The sequence below is a fragment of the Pseudomonas californiensis genome, from assembly GCF_021147775.1.
Lineage (GTDB): Bacteria > Pseudomonadota > Gammaproteobacteria > Pseudomonadales > Pseudomonadaceae > Aquipseudomonas > Aquipseudomonas californiensis.
The window spans coordinates 50,718-69,719 of record NZ_JAGTPK010000018.1 but is presented as its reverse complement, the minus strand read 5'-3'; the positions used below and the strand labels follow the sequence as shown (position 1 = coordinate 69,719).

Sequence of the window (19,002 nt, the reverse complement as noted above, 5' to 3'; positions counted from 1 at the left end):
ATGAGTGACGCGGCGTTTTCCAGGCAGACATTGTCCAGACTGACGGTGTTCAAGCTGGGTATCGCACAGTTGACCAATTGGGGGACGACCTATTTTTTGCCGGGCGCGTTCGGCAAGGTTATCGCCGAGGATCTGGGCTGGAGCGGGCAGCAGGTGTTTGCCGGTCTGTCCGCTGGCTTGCTGGTCATGGGGCTGGTTTCCCTCGTCACTGCGCGCTTGCTCCAATCCCTGGGTGCCCGCCAGATGATGCAGCTGGGCGCCGGGTTCAATGCGGCAGGCTGTTGCGTACTGGCCCTGTGCGAAACACCACAGGCCTGGTTTTTCGGCTGGGCCTTGCTCGGTGTCGGCATGCGCTTGACGCTGTACGACGCGCTTTTCGCCGCGCTGGTCGGGCTATTGGGGCCGCAGTCGCGTCCTTTGATGGTGCAGATCACGCTGGTGGCCGGTTTGTCCTCTGCAGTGTTCTGGCCTATGGGTAACGGTTTGCAGGGCCTGATTGGCTGGCGCAGTGCGGTTGCGGTTTATGGTGCGCTTGCGTTGATGAGCGGCTTGCTGTTGAGCGGGCTGCCGAATGCGATCGCGCGCCCGGTCAGCTCTGCCAACGCCGTGTCGGAGTCCGGCCCTACGACGCCCAGACCCCGCCAATGGGGCTATGCCCTGAGTATGGCGTTGCTGACCTTCATGGGAACGGGCTTCTCAGCGCATCTGCCTGCACTGCTGGTCGGTTTCGGTATGCCTGTAGCGGTGGGTGCGTTGTTGGGCGTCGGACAGACCGGGGGACGGCTGTTGCAGGGGCTGCTGGCTGGTTCGATGACCGCATTGCGTCTGCACATATGGGTTGCGGTCGGCATGGTGCTGAGTTTCAGCCTGGCCCTGTGCTGCCATGGCGTGATCGGGCTGGTCTGCGTGTTCATCTTTGTTTACGGCGCGATGAACGGGCTGGCGACGCTGCTGCGTGCAAATCTGCCGTTCGTACTGTTCGCAGAAGGGCAATATGCGCGGCTGCAAGGCCGCTTGCTGGCACCCAGTTTCGTGCTGGCAGCAGCAGCGCCCTGGTTCTTTGCCTGGGTTCAGCAAAGCGCTGGCGATCGTGGATTGTTATGGTTGTCGTTGGGTATCAGCTGCGCGGTGCTGATGGTCGCGGTTCTGCTTGATGGCTACTGCCGCAGGACTGTCATGTCCTGCCCGGACGCTGCTCAATAGCATTGCGGGCTTTTGCCTGAATGGGTAGGGTACGCGGCTAATCAAGAAGGAACCTGATATGACTCAACATGACCCGGTGGAAGCGGGACCGGTGACGCGGCAGCGACGCGCGCCGAAAGGTGAAAAACGTCGCGAAGAGCTGCTTGATGCCGCCCTGCAAGTCTTCTCGCTGGAAGGATACACCGGAGCTTCGGTTGCCAGAGTGGCAGCGATCGTGGGTATTTCCGTTGCGGGTTTGCTGCACCATTTTCCCAGCAAGATATCCCTGTTGATGGGCGTGCTGGAACGCCGTGACGAGGTCAATGGCCGAATCGCCGCTGAAGTGCGTACCGAAAACACCACACTGACCGGCCTGCTCGATGGCCTGCGCGCCATCAATCGATCCAACTCGACGGCGCCTGGGGTGGTGCGTGCCTTTTCGATCCTCAACACTGAAAGCCTTCTGGACAACCAGCCGGCCTATACGTGGTTCCAGACACGCTACGAGCGTATTCATGCGCACCTGCTTGTACAGTTCGAGCGGCTGGTGGACAGCGGAGAGGTGCGGGCAGACGTGGATTTGCCCAAAATCATTCAGCAGATTCTGGCAATGATGGACGGGTTGCAGATTCAGTGGTTGCGCTTTCCCGAGCAGGTGGATCTGGTCGAGTGTTTCGACACCTACATTGCGCAGGTCGATGCGGCGGTAAGGGCTCGTCCGTGAGCCTGTGTCTGTCCGTGCTTCAGTCAGTCAGCGAGTGACAGGGTCTCACTCGACAGTCTGATCGAACACGCCGCCGGTTTTCACCGGTGGCTTTTCAACATTTACCGAGTTCAGCGCAGAACGTGGCAGCGGGTTGCTGGTTGTGGTCGACAGTTCCTGACGGAACGAATTGACCAGCTTGGCGTTCAGGCGAATGTCCTGCGACGAGGCACCCAATGACAGGTTGAAGGTGTCGGCGTCGACCACCCACTGCTTGCTCTTGGTGTCGTAGTAGGCCAGCGAGCGGTCATTGAGCTCAATGGTCACGCGCTTGCTTTCACCCGGCTTGAGGAACACCTTTTTGTAGCCTTTGAGTTCCTTGATCGGACGCTCGACTTTCGGGTTCTGCTGGCCGACGTACAACTGCGCCACTTCCGAACCGCCCACTTTGCCGGTGTTGGTCAGGTCGAACGACACTTTGATCGGCGTGTTGCCGACGGCAACGCCCGGCGTCACGCTGATATTGCTATAGCCGAACGTGGTGTACGAGAGGCCATAACCGAATGGGTAGAGCGGTTTGATGCCTTTTTTCTCGTAGCCGCGATAACCCAGCATCAGGTCGTCCTTGTAGCTCATTTCAGCCAGAGAGTTCTGGTTGTCGAACTTCGGGAATGTCGCGTATATCGGGTTGTCTTCGATGTTGCGTTCGATACTGATCGGCAGCTTGGCCGACGGGTTGACCTTGCCGAACAGAATCTCGGCCAGTGCCTGACCGCCGTTCTGGCCTGGGTAGAAAGCGTGCATGGCCACTGGAACCTGATCGATCCAGTCGCTCATTTTCAGGCCCGTGCCGCCGAACATGGTGACCACGGTCTTCGGGTTGACCTTGGCGATGCTCTGGATCAGTTGGCTCTGGTATTCAGGCAGATCGAAGCTGTGGTCGAAACCTTCGCCTTCGTACTCGCTGCTGTTACCAACTGCCACCACGACTGCATCGTAGGCAGACAGGTCTTGCGGGGCGGTCAGCGACGCCGAGCTCATCTGTACGCCCACCAGGCCGCCCATGGTCGACAGGTAACCGGCACGGCGCGAGTACTCGAGCTTCACGTCGTAAGCTTTGCCTGCTTGCAGTTCGATCTTGGCGAACTCCGGAATGGTCGGCGGGATACTGTTACCCGGTAGCGGCTTGCCTTCACCGTTGTCGATGATTTTCTTGCCATTGACCCACAGGCGCACAGCGCCGTCAGCACGAACCTTGAACACCTGCTCGCCACTTTGCGTCGGTGTGATGCGACCGCTGTAGCGAATCGAGGTAGAGGACGTGTCGCCGTTCAGCGAGCCGGCCGTCGAGCCCTTGCTGGTGTAGGGATCGGACGTCGAAGTGTTGCTTTCGAACGGCAGATTCTTGTCGTTGGCCCAGTCCAGGTCGACGTGTTTTTCGGTGCGCGTGACAGCAGCGTCGCCCGACCAGTCGGCATTGCTGAAGTACTCGACTTTCAGGCCTTGAATGTCGTTGCCTGCCTTGTCGGTGCTGGTCCAGGCGGTGGTGCTCGGGTCCAGCGACAGGCCGTCGATGAACTCGACCTTGGCATTGGGCGCCATCTGCTGCAGGCCGCTCAGTTCGCTGATGTAGTGGCTGGCCATGACATTGGCGCTGCCGAAACCGGTCGGTGGCGCGTACTTGGCGAGGTTGCCGACCACAGCGATTTTCTTGACCTTCTGCTTGTCCAGCGGTAGCAGATTGTCCTGGTTCTTGAGCAGCACGATACTTTCACGTGCAGCGTTCAAAGCGACCTTGTTGCTGGTCGCGCTGTTCATGTTGTGCGTGGTCAGCGGCGCCTTGCTATCGAACTTGTACAGGTAGATCTGCTTGAGAATGCGGCGCACCTTGTCGTCGATGGTCGCAGCGCTCAGCTCACCACTGTCCAGATACGGCTTGAGCACAGTGCTGTTCATCTGGAAGCCCATCATGTCCAGATCGGTACCGGCGCGTGCGGCGTTGAAGCCTTGGACCACTGCGTTGTAGTCGCTCTGTACGAAACCCTTGTAGCCCCATTCCTTTTTAAGGATCTGGCCGATGAGGTGCTCGTTTTCGCAGGCGAATTCGCCGTTCACCTTCTGGAAGGCACACATCATCATCGCAACGTTGCCGTTCTTGGATGATGACTCGAACGCGGGCAGGGACATTTCGCGCAAGACGCGTTCGTCCATGATCTGGTTCAGGTTGAAACGGTTGCTTTCCTGGTCGTTCGCCGCGTAATGCTTGGCATTGGCCCACACGCCGCGTGACTGGATACCGTTGATGACGCCCGGCGCCAGGCTGGCACCCAGGAACGGATCTTCACCGGAGAGGTATTCGAACGCGCGGCCGCCATAGGGCATACGATACAAGTTGACGCCGGGGCCAGTGATGAACTGATAGCCGCCCGTTGCGGTGTCATAACCCAGTGCGCGGCCGAGGTCGATGGCGCGACGGGGGTTCCAGGTCGCAGCGAGATTGGGGCCGGACGGATAGACCACGCCCTGGGCGTTACCTTCGCTGGTATAGCGCACGCCGACGCCACCATCAGCGCCGTGGATCTGGGGGATGCCGTAGTTGGACAGCGGCTTCACGTCCCAGCCACCGGTACCGCCGATGTACGTCAGTTTCTCTTCCTGAGTCATTTTTTCCAGGGTTTTCTGCGCCGCTTTTTCGGCTCGATCTTCGCGTGCCTGCTGTACTGAAGCATCGGCTGCGTGGACCTGAGAAACGGCCAGTGCCAACAAGGCCAGGGCTGACTGTGCGCCCAACATTTTTCGTGTGCTCATACTGCTCTCCAACTCCCAATCAATAAAAAACCGCCGCCTGTTTAAAGGCACCGGTCTAACGGTGTTACGCGGTTATTTTCTTTGGGTGATAGTTATCCATAATCGCTTTCTCACTGTTTAGGCGAGTGCGAAATTTGACGTTTTAATAGCGTTTACTATGGGTTTTATTAAGTTATATTTACTTTTAAAGTGGCATCACTAAGCTATTACTTGATGGCACTTTGAATTTGCAAAGCGTTACAATTAGGTCGAAAAACAGGCATAAATGTCAAATAAAAGCGTATTTTTCTGTTTTTTTGTCTTTTTTACTTACAGAACGGGAACTCTTGCTAAACCTACTGGTCGATTGGTTTAGTGTTTTTACGGCAGGGCTGCTTTCTTGTTTTTGCGTGCTGGCTTCATGCCTTAAGTTGCATAAGCGGTAAGCGGTTTTTTTGCCCTTCACGTTGTTCCCGGGTGCGCTTTTTGAGCGGGCCTTTTGTTTTATTGAGTGGAGTAATTATTATGAAGTTGTCTGTCATGAGTGCAGGTTTTGTGTTGGGCCTTGCGATGTGTGGCACTGTAGTTGCGGCCGAAGCGACCGACGCCGATGCAACATCCGGTGCAACCGATTCGACGGTAATGACGCAGACCACCGACGCCAAGGCGGTGCAGAAAGCGCAAAAACAGAAAACTGAAACCACAAAAGGTGGCCGTCCGCAGAACGCAACGCCTCAAAAAGGGTCCAATTGACCGTTTGATGCGTCTGACCACCATGCGCTCTGTCTGAGGCGTGGTGGTCCGGTCCCTTCCAGCCAGTCCCTCCAAGTAGTAACGATGTCCTTTTCCATACCGTCAGCTCCCGTCGATGCCGCTCGAATACTGCTCCCCGATGCAGGGCAGGTGTGTGCGTGGCTGATGGAGAATGCCGGTCTCAAAACCCAGGACCTTGAGCGTGCGCAGCGTTTGCAGCAGGAGTCTGAAGGCACGGATCTGCTGGGGCTGTTGACGCGCCTCGGGCTGGTTTCGGAATTTGAACTGGCGCGGGCCTGGGCTGCGTTGTTGCAGGCTCCGCTGTTGATGGCCGATGCGGTGCCGCCTTTGCTGGACCCGCTGCCGCCGCTGACCGAGCGTTTCATGCGTCATTATCAGGTAGTGCCGGTAGGCTGGAGCGAACACGGCCTTCAGGTGCTGAGCGCCAACCCAGCCGCGCTGTACCCCTTTGAAGCCATCGCTTATACCTGTGAAGTTCCGGTGCGCGTCTCCATCGGCCCGCGCAATGAAGTTGAAACCCTGATTGAGCGTTATTACGGTCAGGGTCGGTCGGCCATGGGCACCCTGATTGAAAATCTCGATGAGGAAGGCGGCTCGCTGGAAGATATCGAGCACCTTAAAGATCTGGCGTCAGAGGCGCCTGTCATTCGACTGGTCAACCTCATTCTGCAGCGTGCGGTCGAACAGCGTGCGTCGGATATTCATGTCGAGCCGTTCGAGAGTCAGCTCAAGGTGCGTTACCGCATCGACGGCGTGTTGCACGAAGCTGAAGCGCCGCCGTCCAGTTCATCGGCAGCGGTGATTTCCCGGATCAAGATCATGGCCCGGCTGGACATCGCCGAGCGTCGCCTGCCTCAGGACGGGCGAATCATGTTGCGCATCCAGGGCAAGGAGCTGGACCTGCGGGTTTCGACGGTGCCGACCAGCTTCGGCGAGTCGGTGGTGATGCGTCTTCTGGATAGGCAGACAATCAATTTCGATTTTCCCAGCCTCGGCTTTGATGGTGAGCGGCTGAGCGAATTTCTCGATGTGCTGGAGCGACCACACGGCATTCTGCTGGTGACCGGGCCTACCGGTTCCGGCAAGACCACTACGCTGTACACCGCCTTGTCGCGACTCAATACTGCCGAGCGCAAGATCATCACCGTTGAAGATCCGGTGGAATATCAGCTTGAAGGCATCAACCAGATTCAGGTCAAGCCTTCCATAGGGCTGGACTTTGCCGGGGCGCTGCGTTCGATCGTGCGTCAGGACCCGGACGTGATCATGATCGGCGAAATGCGTGATCTTGAAACCTGCCGCATTGCCATCCAGTCCTCGCTGACCGGCCACCTCGTACTGTCGACGCTGCATACCAACAGCGCTGCGGCGAGTATCACCCGCTTGCTGGACATGGGCGTAGAAAGCTACCTGATCGCCTCGACGGTAAACGGCATTCTGGCCCAGCGTCTGGTGCGTCGACTGGACCCGGCGACTCGCGAAGCCTTCGATGCGCCGCCGGAATTGATTGCCGAGCATGGCTTGGAACGTTTCACCGATGAGCGTCCGATTCGCCTGTACCGCCCGCGTGCAGATGCGGCCGGGGGTGGTTACCGCGGTCGTAGTGCGATCACTGAATTGCTGGTCATGAATGAAGAATTGCGCAGCTTGCTCATGCGTCACGCCGATGCTTCGACGCTGGAAGAGGCCGCGCGACGTGGTGGCTTGCGTACGCTGCATGAAGAAGGTCTGCGACAGGCCGTAGCCGGTGTGACTTCGCTGGAAGAAGTGCTTCGTGTGACACGCGGTGACGGCACATGAGCCTGTTCAAATACCGCGCGCTGGACGCGCAGGGCGCTGCTCAGAACGGCACGCTCGAAGCGCGCGATCAGGAAGCGGCCGTTGCGGCGCTGCACAAGCGCGGCCTGATGGTGCTGCAGATTGACAGCGCCAGTCTGGGCGGCTTGCGGCGTGCGCTGGGCAGCGGTCAATTGAACGGGGCGACGCTGGTCAGCTTTACGCAACAGCTGGCGACATTGCTCGGTGCAGGGCAACCGTTGGAACGATCTCTTGGAATTCTGCTCAAACAGCCTGGACAACCGCAGACCAGGGCGTTGATCGAGCGTATCCGCGAACAGGTCAAAGCTGGCAAGCCGCTGTCCGTCGCGCTGGAGGAAGAGGGCACCCAATTCTCTCCCTTATACATCAGCATGGTTCGCGCCGGTGAGGCGGGTGGCGCGCTGGAAAGCACCCTGCGCCAGTTGAGCGATTACCTTGAACGCAGCCAGTTGTTGCGCGGTGAGGTGATCAATGCGCTCATTTACCCGGCGTTTCTGGTGGTAGGCGTGCTGGGCTCGCTGGCCTTGTTGCTGGCCTATGTAGTGCCGCAGTTCGTACCGATTTTCAAAGACCTTGGTGTACCGATCCCGTTAATCACCGAGGTCATTCTCAATCTGGGTGAGTTTTTGAGTAACTACGGTCTGGCAGTGTTTGCCGGGCTGATTGTACTGGGTTGGAGCATGGCGATTCGTATGCGCGACCCGCAACGCCGCGAGCGACGTGATCGCCGGCTGCTAGGTATCCGGGTTATTGGCCCTTTATTGCAGCGTATCGAAGCGGCGCGTCTGACCCGGACCCTTGGCACGCTGCTGAGCAATGGAGTCGCGCTGCTGCAAGCGTTGGTGATCGCCCGTCAGGTCTGCACCAATCGCGCCCTGCAGGCACAGGTCGAGCAGGCCGCCGAATCGGTGAAAGGCGGCGGCACTCTGGCCAGTGCCTTCGGCGCACAACCTCTGCTGCCGGACCTGGCGTTGCAAATGATCGAGGTCGGTGAACAGGCCGGCGAGCTGGACAGCATGCTGCTCAAGGTGGCCGATGTGTTCGACGTCGAGGCCAAGCGCGGCATCGACCGTATGCTCGCCGCGCTGGTTCCGGCGTTGACTGTCGTGATGGCGGGCATGGTCGCGGTAATCATGCTGGCAATCATGCTGCCGCTGATGAGCCTGACCAGCAATATCTGAATTCATGAACGAGGAAACCATCCCGATGAGCTTTAGCCGTACACGCTCCAGCCGTACACACTTCAAGACTGCACGCCGACAGGGCGGTTTCACGTTGCTGGAAATGCTCGCGGTTATCGTGCTGCTGGGCATCGTGGCGACCATTGTCGTGCGTCAGGTCGGCGGTAATGTCGACAAAGGCAAGTACGGTGCAGGCAAGGCGCAGTTGGCCAGCCTTGGCATGAAAATCGAGAGCTATGCACTGGACGTCGGTTCGCCGCCCAAGACGCTGCAGCAGTTGAGTGAAAAACCCGGCAACGTGTCGGGCTGGAATGGTCCTTACGCCAAGCCTTCGGACCTCAAAGACCCGTTCGGCCATGCGTTCGGCTACCGCTTCCCTGGCCAGCACGGCAGCTTTGACCTGATTTTCTACGGCCAGGACGGTCAGCCGGGTGGCGAAGGTTATAGCGCTGACCTGGGCAACTGGGAGTAAGTACCGGCATGAGAGCGCCTGTCGCAAACCGTGGTTTTACCCTGATGGAGATGTTGGTGGTGCTGGTCTTGATGAGCATCGCAATCGGCCTTGTGGGTTTCGGTCTGCAACAGGGTTTGAGTGCGGCCAGCGAACGTCGCGCCGTTGGCGAGATGGTCGAAGCGCTACGTGCTACGCGGGTACGCGCCATCGTCACCGGCCAGCCGGCGAGAACTGAATTCGATCTGCATCACATGACGTTCAGGGCACCGGGCAAACGCGAGAAGCGCTGGCCCGAGCGTTTGCGGGTGACGTTGCAGACCGCCTCCGATCTGGGCTCTGCGGTGGAGTTTTACCCTGACGGTGGGTCGAGTGGCGGCAACGTGCTGGTGGCTGATGGCAGCCATCGCTGGCGTATTGATATTGGCTGGTTGACCGGCAGTGTCCAGGTCCGGTCCTTGTAATGAAAACCTCGCAGGCAGGGTTCACTCTGCTGGAAATGCTCGCTGCGCTGACCGTCATGGCGGTATGCAGTGGGGTTCTGCTGGTGGCATTCGGACAGAGCGCGCGGTCGTTGCAACAGGTGTCGCGCAGTGATCGGCTGAGTTACGCCGCCCGCACAGTGCTGGATCAGGAAAGCGCTGGTCCGCTGGAAAACGGGACGCGTCAGGGATCATTGGCCGGCATCGACTGGACGCTGGACATCCGCCAGGTCTCAGGCAGCAATGGGCAGGCAAGACTGTTTCGCCTTGACCTGACGCTGGACGAGCATCAACGGCGTGCCCGGTTCAGCACCTTGCGCCTGCGTGGCGCAGTGACCGGGGCTGGAACGTGAGAAGCGCCGAGCGTGGTTTCACGCTGCTGGAAATATTGCTGGTGATCAGTCTGCTGGGTGTGCTTCTGGTGCTGGTGGCAGGTGCATTGCTGGGGGCTAACCGTGCGGTGCTCAAGGCTGAGCGTTACACGGTGAGCCTTGATGAAACACGCGCGGCGCAGGCGTTTCTGCGTTCTTCTATCGGGCAGGCATTGCCGCTGGACCCGTCTGCTGAAGACGACGAAAACAGCGGATTTTTCGAGGGTTCCGAGCAGCGTCTGGCGTTTGTCGCGACGTTGCCCGGTGAGCTGGGCGGCGGGATTCAACGCCATGTGATCGAGCTCAAGGGCCCAAAGGGGCGGCGCGCGCTTGAAGTGATGTTTGCCCAGATCCAGAGTTCGGCAAATGGCATTGTGCTCAAGCCCTGGGGTGAGCCGCAGGTCTTGCTACAGCGTGTGGAGTCGCTGAGCTTCAGCTACCGGGGCCTGTCGCCTGAACGCAAGCCGACCGGCTGGATGAACAACTGGCCATGGCCCAATCGCCTGCCGGGTGCGGTACGCATTGATATGCACGTCAACGGTGCGGTGCCTTGGGTCAGTGAAGTGGTCGCCTTGCGACTGGATCTTTCCGGTGGGGCAGGCGGCCAGTGAAGTCTTTTGCTGACCGCCAGCAGGGCGTGGCTCTGCTGCTGGTGCTCTGGGTGCTCGCGTTGCTCAGTCTGTTGCTGGGCGGGATGGCAGGCTGGGTCCAGCTGGAAAGTCGACAGGCGCTCTGGTTGCGGCAACACACGCAAGCGCTGTTGGCTGCTGAAGGGGGCTTGAACATGGCGGTGCAAGGCCTGCTCGACCCTGCGCAGCGCAAGCGTTGGGTGGCTGATGGCCGATCGGTAGCGCTGCGACTGGACGATACGCAACTGCTCGTCAGCGTGCGCAGTGAGCGCGGCAAGCTTGATCTTAATAGCGCGGCAGCTGCCGACGTTGCTCGTCTGCTGCAGGCCTGCGGAGCGACCAAAGGTCTGGCCAGCAATATCGCCCAGGCCCTGGAGGCGCAACGGGATGACGGTCAGTCGCCATTGCGAGTGATTGAAGAGGTGCGCCAATTGCCCGGCATGAATCAGGCGTTATACGCCCAAATGCTGCCCGAAGTGACCTTGTGGAGCGGTCTGGACCGGCCGGATGCCGCCTATGCCTCAGCGCTGTTGCGCCGGGCTTTGAACTTGCCAAACCAAAGCGCGGTGGGCGCCGATCCCGGCGAAGTATTGACCATCGACAGCCGCGCAGAACGACCGGGCGGGGTGACAGCCCTGTTACAAACCACTGTTTTATTGAGCCCATCGGAGGGAGGCGCACAACCCTATCGGGTGTTGCGTTGGCAAGAATGAATTCATCCGTTTCAGCACGTCTGGCGCCTGTCGCCGCATTGCGTGAGCGCGTTGCCCAGCAATGGCGTGGCAGCCCCGCGCAGCGTGGTTGGCAATGGTGGGTCGCAGAGCTGCGCGCCTGTCTGCCGCTTCGGCTGCGCCAGTGGCTGGTCCACGAAAATATCGAGCAGGTCCACACCTGGCCGCTGGCCGGGCCGGTGCAAGCATCGGCTGCCGACGTGCGCCGTATTCTGCTGTTGCCGCACTCGCAGGTGCTGGTTCAGAGCCTGCAATTGCCAGCCGCGGCTGCGCGCAACCTGTCGACCGTGGTCGGTTACGAGCTGGATCGTTTCACGCCTTTCGATGCGAGCCAACTGTATTTTGTCGCCCGCCAGGACAGTCGGCAGTCGAGCTTTATCCAGGTCACGCTGGTGGCGATTGCCCGCGAGCGGCTGGACCGCATTCTGATTGATTGCACTGCGCTGGGGTTTCGCCCGGATGCAGTGGATGTGGCCCTGAACCAGACGATGGCCGATGGCAAGACCGGGCAACGCATGGGCATTGATCTCATGCCTGCTGCGCAACGCCCGCAACAGTCACGGTCCAGCCACCGTTTGCAGCGCTGGCTGGTCTGGCTGTGTGTCGGTCTGCTGCTCAGCGCCATGCTGTTGTGGCTGAATGACCGACAGCGCCTGCTTGATGACATGCGTGCCAGCGTCCAGGCCCAGAAGGCCCAGGTCAGCGAAGTGCAGCAACTTCGCCAGCAATTGACCAATACCCGTGGCGCGGCCAACTACCTGCTGCAACGCAAGGCCGCACAACCGCCACTGTCCGCGCTGCTCAGCGAACTGACCGCCTGCCTGCCCGCCGACACCTGGATCGAACATCTGGAAATCAGCGACAGCGCCGACGTTGCGTTCTCGGGTCAGAGCGCCAAGGCCAGCGCCTTGATCGCCCGTGCCAAGGATTGTCGCAGCCTCGACAACGCCCAGTTCCAGGGCGTCATCCAGCCTGACGCGAAAACCGGCAAGGACCAGTACTCACTGCGTGCGCACCTTCATCAGGGCCAGACCCAGCGTGAGCAGAGCCCGCAACAGGAGAGCGCCGATGCGTCGTCCACTGACTAGCCGCGAACGGCGGGGCGCTGCGCTGATTATTCTGGCGCTGGTGCTGTACCTCGCTTACTGGCTGCTGATCGACAGCTGGTTCGCCGGACCGTTGCGCGATATCAGCGAGCAGACCGATCAACTGCGTGAGCAACAGCAGCGCTATGCCGGTCTGTTGCAGCAGGGCGACATCTTGCGTGAGCAACTGGATCAGGCACGGCGTGACCCTGCCAGCAGCACCAGCCTGTTGCCCGGCGACGACCCCAGTGCCGTGGCCGCCGATCTGATGCAGCGCATTGCCGATCTGATCAGCAGCCAGGCCAACACCGGCGGCGGTTGCGCACTGACGCAACGCATGCCGATCACACCTGAACAGGACAGCGCCGAGCCATATAGACAAGTCAAAGTCAGCCTGACCCTGAACTGCGCCATCGAGCCATTGACCGCCATTCTGCACGCACTCGAATACCAGCGTCCGTTCCTGTTCATTGATGAAATGAGCCTGCGCCGTGACACCAATGCACCTGCCAGTGGCGGCGCAGGCAAGCTGGTGGCGCACCTGCTGGTACGGGGTTATCTGCAACCGGCCAGTGCCGGGGAGGCAGAGCAATGATCCGTTCACTGCGCCCGTTCGAATGGTCGTTGCTGGGTCTGGCTGCGTTGCTGGCGGGCCTTGTCGCCATGATCCTGAGCGGCGTGGCGCACTCGCCCGACTGGCTGCCCGAACAGGCACCGCGCAACCCCACCGATCAGTCAGCGCAGGTGCGTAGCGCTCCGGTCGCAACACTGGACAGCTTGTCGAATACCTGGAAAACCCCTTTGTTCAGCCCTGATCGTCGCCCGGACATTGCCATCCGCAAGGCCGATGCGCAGGCCACCAGCCTGGCTGGTCTGACACTGACAGGGGTGATTCTGGATGGGTCGATGCGTGTAGCGCTGATCCGGCAGGCCAGCGGTCCGGCATTGAAAGTCAGGCAGGGTGAGCGTCTGGCCAATGGCTGGACCCTCGACACCCTGGAACCGATGCAAGCCACTTTCAGCCTCGATGGCAACACTCAGATCCTGCGCTTGCCCGCGCCGCGCCTGCCGCCGCCTTCGAGCACGCCCCCGATTACCTTAACCAACGATTCCACCCTGTGATGGGTACCTTTTCTGGAGTTTCCGCCATCGCTACCTTGCGCACACCCTTGCTTTGCCTGGCCACCGCCGTCGCCCTTGGCGGCTGCGCGTCACGGCCAGACACTCTCGACCCCGACAATGGCATGCTGCAGGAAGCGCTCCAGGGAACCGGTTCACAGCGTCCGCCGGTAGACCCGCGCAGTGAACAGCCACCCGTCGGGACCAATCCCCAACCAGCGACGACCTCGCCACAACGCCAGATCATCAAGGGCAATCAGCGCTTCATCCGACAGCCAACGGCAGCCCCGGCACCTCGCGAAAGTGAGGCAGGTGACATCGTCTTCAATTTCACCAATCAGCCGATTCAGGCCGTGATCAACAGCATCATGGGCGACCTGCTGCACGAGAACTACACCATCGCCCAAGGCGTGAAGGGCGATGTGAGCTTTTCCACCTCCAAACCGGTCAACAAGCAGCAGTCACTGTCGATCCTCGAAACGCTGTTGTCCTGGACAGACAACGCGATGATCAAGCAGGGCAACCGCTACGTGATCCTGCCGTCCAATCAGGCGGTTGCCGGCAAACTGGTGCCAGAAATGGCTGTGGCGCAACCGTCGGCCGGCATGTCGGCGCGGCTGTTCCCGCTGCGCTACATTTCGGCGACCGAGATGCAGAAACTGCTCAAACCGTTCGCCCGGGAGAACGCTTTCCTGCTGGTCGATCCGGCGCGCAATGTGCTGAGCCTTGCCGGTACGCCTGATGAGTTGGCCAATTACCAGGACACCATTGATACCTTTGATGTGGACTGGCTCAAAGGAATGTCGGTCGGCGTCTTCGGCCTGCAGCGTGCATCCGTCAGTGAGCTGATGCCCGAGCTGCAGAAGATGTTCGGCCCGGAAAGCGGCATGCCATTGGCGGGGATGGTGCGCTTCCTGCCCATCGAGCGGACCAATTCGGTGGTGGCGATTTCGTCGCAGCCGGAATACCTGCGCGAAGTCGGCGAATGGATTCACACCATCGACGAAGGCGGCGGCAACGAGCCGCAAATGTACGTGTACGACGTGCGCAACATGAAGGCTACCGACCTCGCCAGGTACCTGCGGCAAATCTACGGCACGGGCGCGATCAAGGACGATTCGCCTGCCAAGGTGGCGCCAGGTCTGCGTACCGCCACGCTGTCGTCGCTCAATGGCAGCGGTAGTGGCGGCATGAACGGCATGAACGGCATGAATGGTTCCACCGGGCTGGGCGGTAACAGCAGCGGCGGTATGGGCATGAGCAATGGTGGTGGCTTTGGCAACAGCCAAGGCATGAACAATCAGAGCAGCAATGACAGCGAAGAGGGCGACGATCAGAGCGGTGGCGATCCTGATGCTGCCAGCGATGAAGCGGGTGGCGGCAACGGTAACAGCAAGTCACTGGATTCCAGCACCCGCATCACTGCGCAGAAGAGCAGCAACCAGTTGTTGGTGCGCACGCGCCCCGCGCAATGGAAGGAAATCGAGTCGGCCATCAAACGCCTCGACAATCCGCCGCTGCAGGTACAGATCGAGACGCGCATTCTGGAAGTCAAACTCACCGGCGAACTGGACATGGGGGTGCAGTGGTACCTCGGGCGCCTGGCGGGTAATTCTGCCAGCACCACTGTCGCCAACACCGCTGGCAGCCAGGGTGCGCTAGGCGGTGGCGGTGCGGGGTTGGGCGCCAATGATTCGCTGTTCTATTCCTTTGTCAGCACTAATCTGCAGATCGCCTTGCATGCGCTGGAAACCAACGGTCGCACGCAAGTGCTGTCTGCTCCTTCGCTGGTGGTGATGAACAACCAGCAGGCGCAGATTCAGGTGGGTGACAACATCCCGATCAGCCAGACCACGGTCAACACCAACACCTCTGACACCACGCTAAGCAGTGTCGAATACGTGCAGACTGGTGTGATCCTCGACGTTGTGCCGCGCATCAATCCGGGCGGCCTGGTGTACATGGACATTCAACAGCAGGTCAGCGATGCCGACAGCAGTGGCGCGGCAGACGCCAACGGCAACCCGCGCATCTCGACACGTTCGGTGGCGACACAAGTCGCAGCCCAAAGCGGCCAGACTGTATTGCTGGGTGGCCTGATCAAGCAGGACAATGCCGAATCGGTCAGCGCTGTGCCTTATCTGGGACGTATACCGGGGTTGAAATGGTTGTTCGGCAACACCAGTAAATCCAAGGACCGAACCGAGTTGATTGTGCTGATCACGCCGCGTGTCATCACCAGCAGCAGCCAGGCGCGTCAGGTCACCGATGACTATCGCCAGCAGATGCAACTGCTCAAGCCGCAAGTCTCGCCAACCAGCGTACGCTACTGACAGGTTTGGCAGCTTTCATGTAACGCCCACCCACGACGCTGCCCTCGGGCGGCGTACAACAGAGGTCATGGACACATGCTGAAATTCTTTGCTGCCTTGCTATTGGCTGTTTGCGGTATGGCTCAGGCGCAGGACACCTTGCACACTGACCTGCCGTTGAATTATCTGGCTCAGGCCAACGCAGATACCCCCGATAAGCCGTTGGTGATTTTCATGCACGGTTACGGCAGTAATGCGGCGGACCTGTTCGGGCTCAAGGAGCGCCTGCCAGCGGACTATAACTACCTGTCAGTTCAGGCGCCCGTTGAGTTGCGCCCCGACAGCTACAAATGGTTCACCCAGAAACCTGGCGTGGCGGACTACGACGGCGTCACGGCAGACCTGAAAAGCAGCGGCGAAAAACTGACGGCCTTCATCACTCAAGCCACCGCGAAATTTCACACTCAGCCTGACAAAGTGTTTCTGGTGGGCTTCAGCCAAGGCGCGATGATGAGCTATGAAGTTGCGTTGCGAAAACCGACCCTGGTTGGTGGTATAGCGGCATTGAGCGGTCGCTTGCTGCCGGTGGTGAAATCCGAGGTCAAGACCAGCGATGACCTCAAGGCATTGAAGGTGTTCATCGGTCATGGCAAGCAGGATCGTCAAGTTGCTTATGCCAGTGGCCCTGACGCCGAAGCGGCGCTGAAGACGCTGGGCCTTGCACCACAATTTCACAGTTACGAAGGGCTTGGGCACAGCATCAACGAACAGGAGATCGACGACCTGGCCGACTGGCTGAAGCAGTCGGCGCAGTAGACCTCTGCCGGGTCGGTGGTTTTCGACCCGGCAGCGTGCGTTTCAACTCGCTTGGCTGAACCGGGCAGCAGGCGCTCGGCCCGGTGCCCGGCGTGTACTCAGTTGACCTTTACGTCGTTGAACTTGAGCACGTTTTCTTTGCTCTCGCGGTCGCGGAACGTCAGTTTCAACGCCGGGGACTTTTTAACGCGGCCTTTGGTGGCCTCGAAAATCAGCGTGACCCGCGTCGGGACATTGCGAATCAGTTGGAACGAGTCCCAGCGATCAAACTTCGCGTCGCCGACCCGCATCTGAGACAGGCTCAATGCGCCGCCGGTTTCTTCGAACAGACTGATCGGGTTCAGAAAGCGGAAATCGCGGTCTGCGCTTTTATTGATCAGCTCCAGCGTACAGGTAGGCGATTGGCCATTCTGGTCACAGTCCAGCAGCTCAATACTGAGGTTGTCGACGGTCTCGGCGCGCTTGCCGAACACGTTGGTACCGTCATTCTCGACGAACAGCTTCTGGCTGCGGGCAAACTCTACGGAAGGTTTGGCGTATTCCGCCCCCAGTCTGAAAAATACAGCGCACAGGATCAGCGACAGGGAAAACCATACGATTATCTTGAGGATAGCTGGCAACTTTCTGGCCAGAATCGCGATGCCCAGCGCGCCCAGTAGCGTCAGGGTGCTGACGATCGCGATGAGCGTCTTCCAGTTGATGAAATCGACGTTCAGGCCGAAGACGCTGGGGTCCGGAAAGAGGTAGGTAAATATGCCCCAGAGAATGCCGAGCATGCTGACGATACCGGCCGAAATTTTAGTAAAGATGGCGGAAATTTTGCTGTTGGGTGGTGCCGCGTCCATTGCTGTTTTGCCTTGTTCGAGTTCGGGAAGTGCGTGCCGGCGCGTCTGATCGACAGCCCGGCAGAGTGAAGGGCCTTTGAGGGAAGGCGTTTGTACAATCCGTGTTCAATCGCACTCATCCAGAAAACTGGACAGGCGAGCCTTGAGGGGTGCGTCATGGAGACAGAAGGGCAGCGGCAGTGCCACTGCCGCGCCAGTATCCTGTAATTTATTCAGAAAGTGCAGCGTTTCGTTCTCCGGCAAGTGCCCGACAGGTTTGCCAGAGCGCTGTTTGCACCTCAGCCCTCGCTGACCTGCGCACGTCGGTCACTGGCCGAGTTCTTGAGAAACCCCAGCAGTGCGATCAAGGGCAACGCGCTGCCGGCGATGACCACCCAGGCCCAACCGCCGTGGTGGTAGAGAGGACTGGCCACCGCCGAGCCAATCGAGCCACCGATGAAAATACTGGTCATGTACAGAGCGTTCAGTCGGCTGCGGCTGGCGGCGTCCAGGGCGTAGACCTTTCTCTGGCCCAGCACCATGTTCATCTGTACGCAGAAATCCAGCAGCACACCTGTCACGGCCAGGCCGATGACGCTGTAGGCGGGATGAATCAACGCGGGCATAAAACTCAAGGCGCCGAACAGCAGAGCGCCCAAAGAAGCGATTCGGGTATGCCCGGCATCCGCAAGGCGGCCACTGATCGGGGCGGCAATGGCACCGATGGCACCAATCAGCGCGAAGATCGCGATTTGCGTCTGCGACAGACCATGATTGCGCGACAGCTCCAGCGGCACCGCCGTCCAGAACAGGCTGAACGTAGCGAACATGCACGCCTGATAAAACGCCCGTTGACGCAGCACCGGCTGGGTGCGCAACAGGGTCCACAGCGAAAACAGCAGTTGGCCGTAAGATGCACGGTGATCCGGCACACGCTTGGGCACGGTCGTTGCCAGCACAACGCTGATGCCGAGCATCACGACTGCCGCTGAACCAAACACCGCTCGCCAGCCGAAATGGTCGGCGACCAGGCTGGAAATGGGCCGGGCCAGCAGAATACCCAGCAGCAGCCCGCCCATGATGCTGCCGACCACCCGCCCGCGCGATTCTTCCGGCGCAAGGTGCGCTGCCAGCGGAATCAGCATTTGCACCGACACCGAACTGAAACCAACCAGCAGCGAGACCAGCAGAAACAGGTTGGGCTGCTGGGCAAACGTGGCGCCCAACAAGCTGAAAATCGCCACGCCAGTGGTTATCAGCATCAGTCTGCGGTTTTCCAGCAGGTCACCCAATGGCACCAGAAAAAACAGCCCCAGCGCATAACCGATCTGTGTCAGCGACACGATCAGGCTGGCAGCGGTACTGGAAAGCCCGATGTCCGGGGCAATCAGTTCAATGATCGGCTGCGCGTAATAAATGTTGGCGACGATCGCGCCGCAGCAGAACGCAAACAGCATCACCAGACTTCGGGTCATGGTGACCGCGCTGTGCGAAGCGGGGGATGAGTGAGGCATATGAGTCTCGCTTGGACAAAGGGCTGGGCAGTCGTCTGCCGAACGTGCGGCCGGCAGATCAGAGGTGCAGACAAGAAAGGCTAACGGTTTTGCGGTGGATTAAGTAGGCACGGCGAGGTGATACAAGATATTTCCGTTAGTGATGATCAATTTCAACATTGAGGGCATTTGGGCACCCTGATACTTAGCCGTTCGGCTTTGCGTCTGTCGAGTCGCCAGGGGT

Annotated in this window: 18 protein-coding genes; 15 read left to right on the top strand and 3 right to left on the bottom strand. The window is 59.7% G+C overall.

Going from position 1 to position 19,002, the window contains the following annotated elements; genetic code table 11:
* Both KDX37_RS18150 and KDX37_RS18145 read left to right on the top strand, forming a co-directional pair.
* Positions 1-1,203: an MFS transporter gene (locus tag KDX37_RS18150; protein ID WP_231654090.1), complete on the top strand. Its 1,203-nt coding sequence runs from the start codon at positions 1-3 to the stop codon at positions 1,201-1,203.
* Positions 1,204-1,261: 58 nt separating this feature from the next.
* Positions 1,262-1,906 carry a TetR/AcrR family transcriptional regulator gene (locus KDX37_RS18145; protein WP_231654089.1) on the top strand — a complete coding sequence of 215 codons (645 nt, stop codon included), beginning with the start codon at positions 1,262-1,264 and terminating at the stop codon, positions 1,904-1,906.
* Between the two features lie 45 nt (positions 1,907-1,951).
* Here KDX37_RS18145 and KDX37_RS18140 read toward each other — a convergent pair whose 3' ends face one another.
* Positions 1,952-4,693, bottom strand: coding sequence for a beta-glucosidase (locus KDX37_RS18140; RefSeq protein ID WP_231654088.1), 2,742 nt, complete (start codon positions 4,691-4,693; stop codon positions 1,952-1,954).
* Between the two features lie 504 nt (positions 4,694-5,197).
* Between KDX37_RS18140 and KDX37_RS18135 the strand changes: the two genes are divergently transcribed.
* From KDX37_RS18135 to KDX37_RS18075, 13 genes are all read left to right on the top strand, one after another.
* Positions 5,198-5,425 (top strand): hypothetical protein, encoded by a 228-nt coding sequence (locus tag KDX37_RS18135; protein ID WP_231654087.1) that lies wholly within the window; start codon positions 5,198-5,200, stop codon positions 5,423-5,425.
* A gap of 96 nt (positions 5,426-5,521) precedes the next feature.
* Positions 5,522-7,246, top strand: coding sequence for a type II secretion system ATPase GspE (gspE, locus tag KDX37_RS18130; RefSeq protein ID WP_406642746.1), 1,725 nt, complete (start codon positions 5,522-5,524; stop codon positions 7,244-7,246).
* A complete protein-coding gene (gene gspF / locus KDX37_RS18125) occupies positions 7,243-8,445 on the top strand; it encodes a type II secretion system inner membrane protein GspF (RefSeq protein WP_231654085.1) in 1,203 nt (400 codons plus the stop codon). The genes gspE and gspF overlap by 4 nt, the downstream gene beginning before the upstream one ends.
* 25 nt (positions 8,446-8,470) lie before the next feature.
* On the top strand, positions 8,471-8,917 hold the full coding sequence (gene gspG / locus KDX37_RS18120; RefSeq protein ID WP_231654084.1) for a type II secretion system major pseudopilin GspG: 447 nt from the start codon (positions 8,471-8,473) through the stop codon (positions 8,915-8,917).
* Between the two features lie 8 nt (positions 8,918-8,925).
* Complete coding sequence (locus KDX37_RS18115) at positions 8,926-9,360, top strand: prepilin-type N-terminal cleavage/methylation domain-containing protein (RefSeq protein ID WP_264759299.1); 435 nt, start codon at positions 8,926-8,928, stop codon at positions 9,358-9,360.
* Positions 9,360-9,731: a type II secretion system protein gene (locus tag KDX37_RS18110; protein WP_231654083.1), complete on the top strand. Its 372-nt coding sequence runs from the start codon at positions 9,360-9,362 to the stop codon at positions 9,729-9,731. The genes KDX37_RS18115 and KDX37_RS18110 overlap by 1 nt, the downstream gene beginning before the upstream one ends.
* Positions 9,728-10,360, top strand: coding sequence for a prepilin-type N-terminal cleavage/methylation domain-containing protein (locus KDX37_RS18105; protein ID WP_231654082.1), 633 nt, complete (start codon positions 9,728-9,730; stop codon positions 10,358-10,360). Before KDX37_RS18110 ends, KDX37_RS18105 begins: the two co-directional genes overlap by 4 nt.
* On the top strand, positions 10,357-11,091 hold the full coding sequence (locus tag KDX37_RS18100; protein WP_231654081.1) for a type II secretion system protein GspK: 735 nt from the start codon (positions 10,357-10,359) through the stop codon (positions 11,089-11,091). The genes KDX37_RS18105 and KDX37_RS18100 overlap by 4 nt, the downstream gene beginning before the upstream one ends.
* Positions 11,088-12,197, top strand: coding sequence for a type II secretion system protein GspL (locus KDX37_RS18095; RefSeq protein ID WP_231654080.1), 1,110 nt, complete (start codon positions 11,088-11,090; stop codon positions 12,195-12,197). Before KDX37_RS18100 ends, KDX37_RS18095 begins: the two co-directional genes overlap by 4 nt.
* Positions 12,178-12,789 (top strand): type II secretion system protein GspM, encoded by a 612-nt coding sequence (gspM, locus tag KDX37_RS18090; RefSeq protein WP_231654079.1) that lies wholly within the window; start codon positions 12,178-12,180, stop codon positions 12,787-12,789. Before KDX37_RS18095 ends, gspM begins: the two co-directional genes overlap by 20 nt.
* Positions 12,786-13,316 (top strand): general secretion pathway protein GspN, encoded by a 531-nt coding sequence (locus KDX37_RS18085; RefSeq protein WP_231654078.1) that lies wholly within the window; start codon positions 12,786-12,788, stop codon positions 13,314-13,316. Before gspM ends, KDX37_RS18085 begins: the two co-directional genes overlap by 4 nt.
* The gene (gene gspD, locus KDX37_RS18080; protein ID WP_231654077.1) at positions 13,316-15,646 is read left to right on the top strand and encodes a type II secretion system secretin GspD; all 2,331 of its coding nucleotides are present in this window, start codon (positions 13,316-13,318) and stop codon (positions 15,644-15,646) included. Before KDX37_RS18085 ends, gspD begins: the two co-directional genes overlap by 1 nt.
* A gap of 75 nt (positions 15,647-15,721) precedes the next feature.
* Positions 15,722-16,441 (top strand): alpha/beta hydrolase, encoded by a 720-nt coding sequence (locus tag KDX37_RS18075; RefSeq protein ID WP_231654076.1) that lies wholly within the window; start codon positions 15,722-15,724, stop codon positions 16,439-16,441.
* Positions 16,442-16,539: 98 nt separating this feature from the next.
* On the opposite strand, the gene KDX37_RS18070 is transcribed toward KDX37_RS18075, so the two are convergent.
* Together KDX37_RS18070 and KDX37_RS18065 are read right to left on the bottom strand one after the other, a co-directional pair.
* Positions 16,540-17,286, bottom strand: coding sequence for a hypothetical protein (locus KDX37_RS18070; RefSeq protein WP_231654075.1), 747 nt, complete (start codon positions 17,284-17,286; stop codon positions 16,540-16,542).
* A gap of 278 nt (positions 17,287-17,564) precedes the next feature.
* The gene (locus KDX37_RS18065) at positions 17,565-18,779 is read right to left on the bottom strand and encodes an MFS transporter (RefSeq protein ID WP_231654074.1); all 1,215 of its coding nucleotides are present in this window, start codon (positions 18,777-18,779) and stop codon (positions 17,565-17,567) included.
* Positions 18,780-19,002: the final 223 nt, after the last annotated feature.

Excerpts from the sequence above, each read along its gene's own strand:
- KDX37_RS18070 (WP_231654075.1), bottom strand. The coding sequence starts at position 17,286 with ATGGACGCGGCACCACCCAACAGCAAAATTTCCGCCATCTTTACTAAA.
- KDX37_RS18095 (WP_231654080.1), top strand. The coding sequence starts at position 11,088 with ATGAATTCATCCGTTTCAGCACGTCTGGCGCCTGTCGCCGCATTGCGT.
- gspG (WP_231654084.1), top strand. The coding sequence starts at position 8,471 with ATGAGCTTTAGCCGTACACGCTCCAGCCGTACACACTTCAAGACTGCA.
- KDX37_RS18135 (WP_231654087.1), top strand. The coding sequence starts at position 5,198 with ATGAAGTTGTCTGTCATGAGTGCAGGTTTTGTGTTGGGCCTTGCGATG.
- gspM (WP_231654079.1), top strand. The coding sequence starts at position 12,178 with ATGCGTCGTCCACTGACTAGCCGCGAACGGCGGGGCGCTGCGCTGATT.
- KDX37_RS18110 (WP_231654083.1), top strand. The coding sequence starts at position 9,360 with ATGAAAACCTCGCAGGCAGGGTTCACTCTGCTGGAAATGCTCGCTGCG.
- KDX37_RS18150 (WP_231654090.1), top strand. The coding sequence starts at position 1 with ATGAGTGACGCGGCGTTTTCCAGGCAGACATTGTCCAGACTGACGGTG.
- KDX37_RS18075 (WP_231654076.1), top strand. The coding sequence starts at position 15,722 with ATGCTGAAATTCTTTGCTGCCTTGCTATTGGCTGTTTGCGGTATGGCT.
- KDX37_RS18085 (WP_231654078.1), top strand. The coding sequence starts at position 12,786 with ATGATCCGTTCACTGCGCCCGTTCGAATGGTCGTTGCTGGGTCTGGCT.
- KDX37_RS18065 (WP_231654074.1), bottom strand. The coding sequence starts at position 18,779 with ATGCCTCACTCATCCCCCGCTTCGCACAGCGCGGTCACCATGACCCGA.
- KDX37_RS18140 (WP_231654088.1), bottom strand. The coding sequence starts at position 4,693 with ATGAGCACACGAAAAATGTTGGGCGCACAGTCAGCCCTGGCCTTGTTG.
- gspF (WP_231654085.1), top strand. The coding sequence starts at position 7,243 with ATGAGCCTGTTCAAATACCGCGCGCTGGACGCGCAGGGCGCTGCTCAG.
- KDX37_RS18145 (WP_231654089.1), top strand. The coding sequence starts at position 1,262 with ATGACTCAACATGACCCGGTGGAAGCGGGACCGGTGACGCGGCAGCGA.
- KDX37_RS18115 (WP_264759299.1), top strand. The coding sequence starts at position 8,926 with ATGAGAGCGCCTGTCGCAAACCGTGGTTTTACCCTGATGGAGATGTTG.
- gspD (WP_231654077.1), top strand. The coding sequence starts at position 13,316 with ATGGGTACCTTTTCTGGAGTTTCCGCCATCGCTACCTTGCGCACACCC.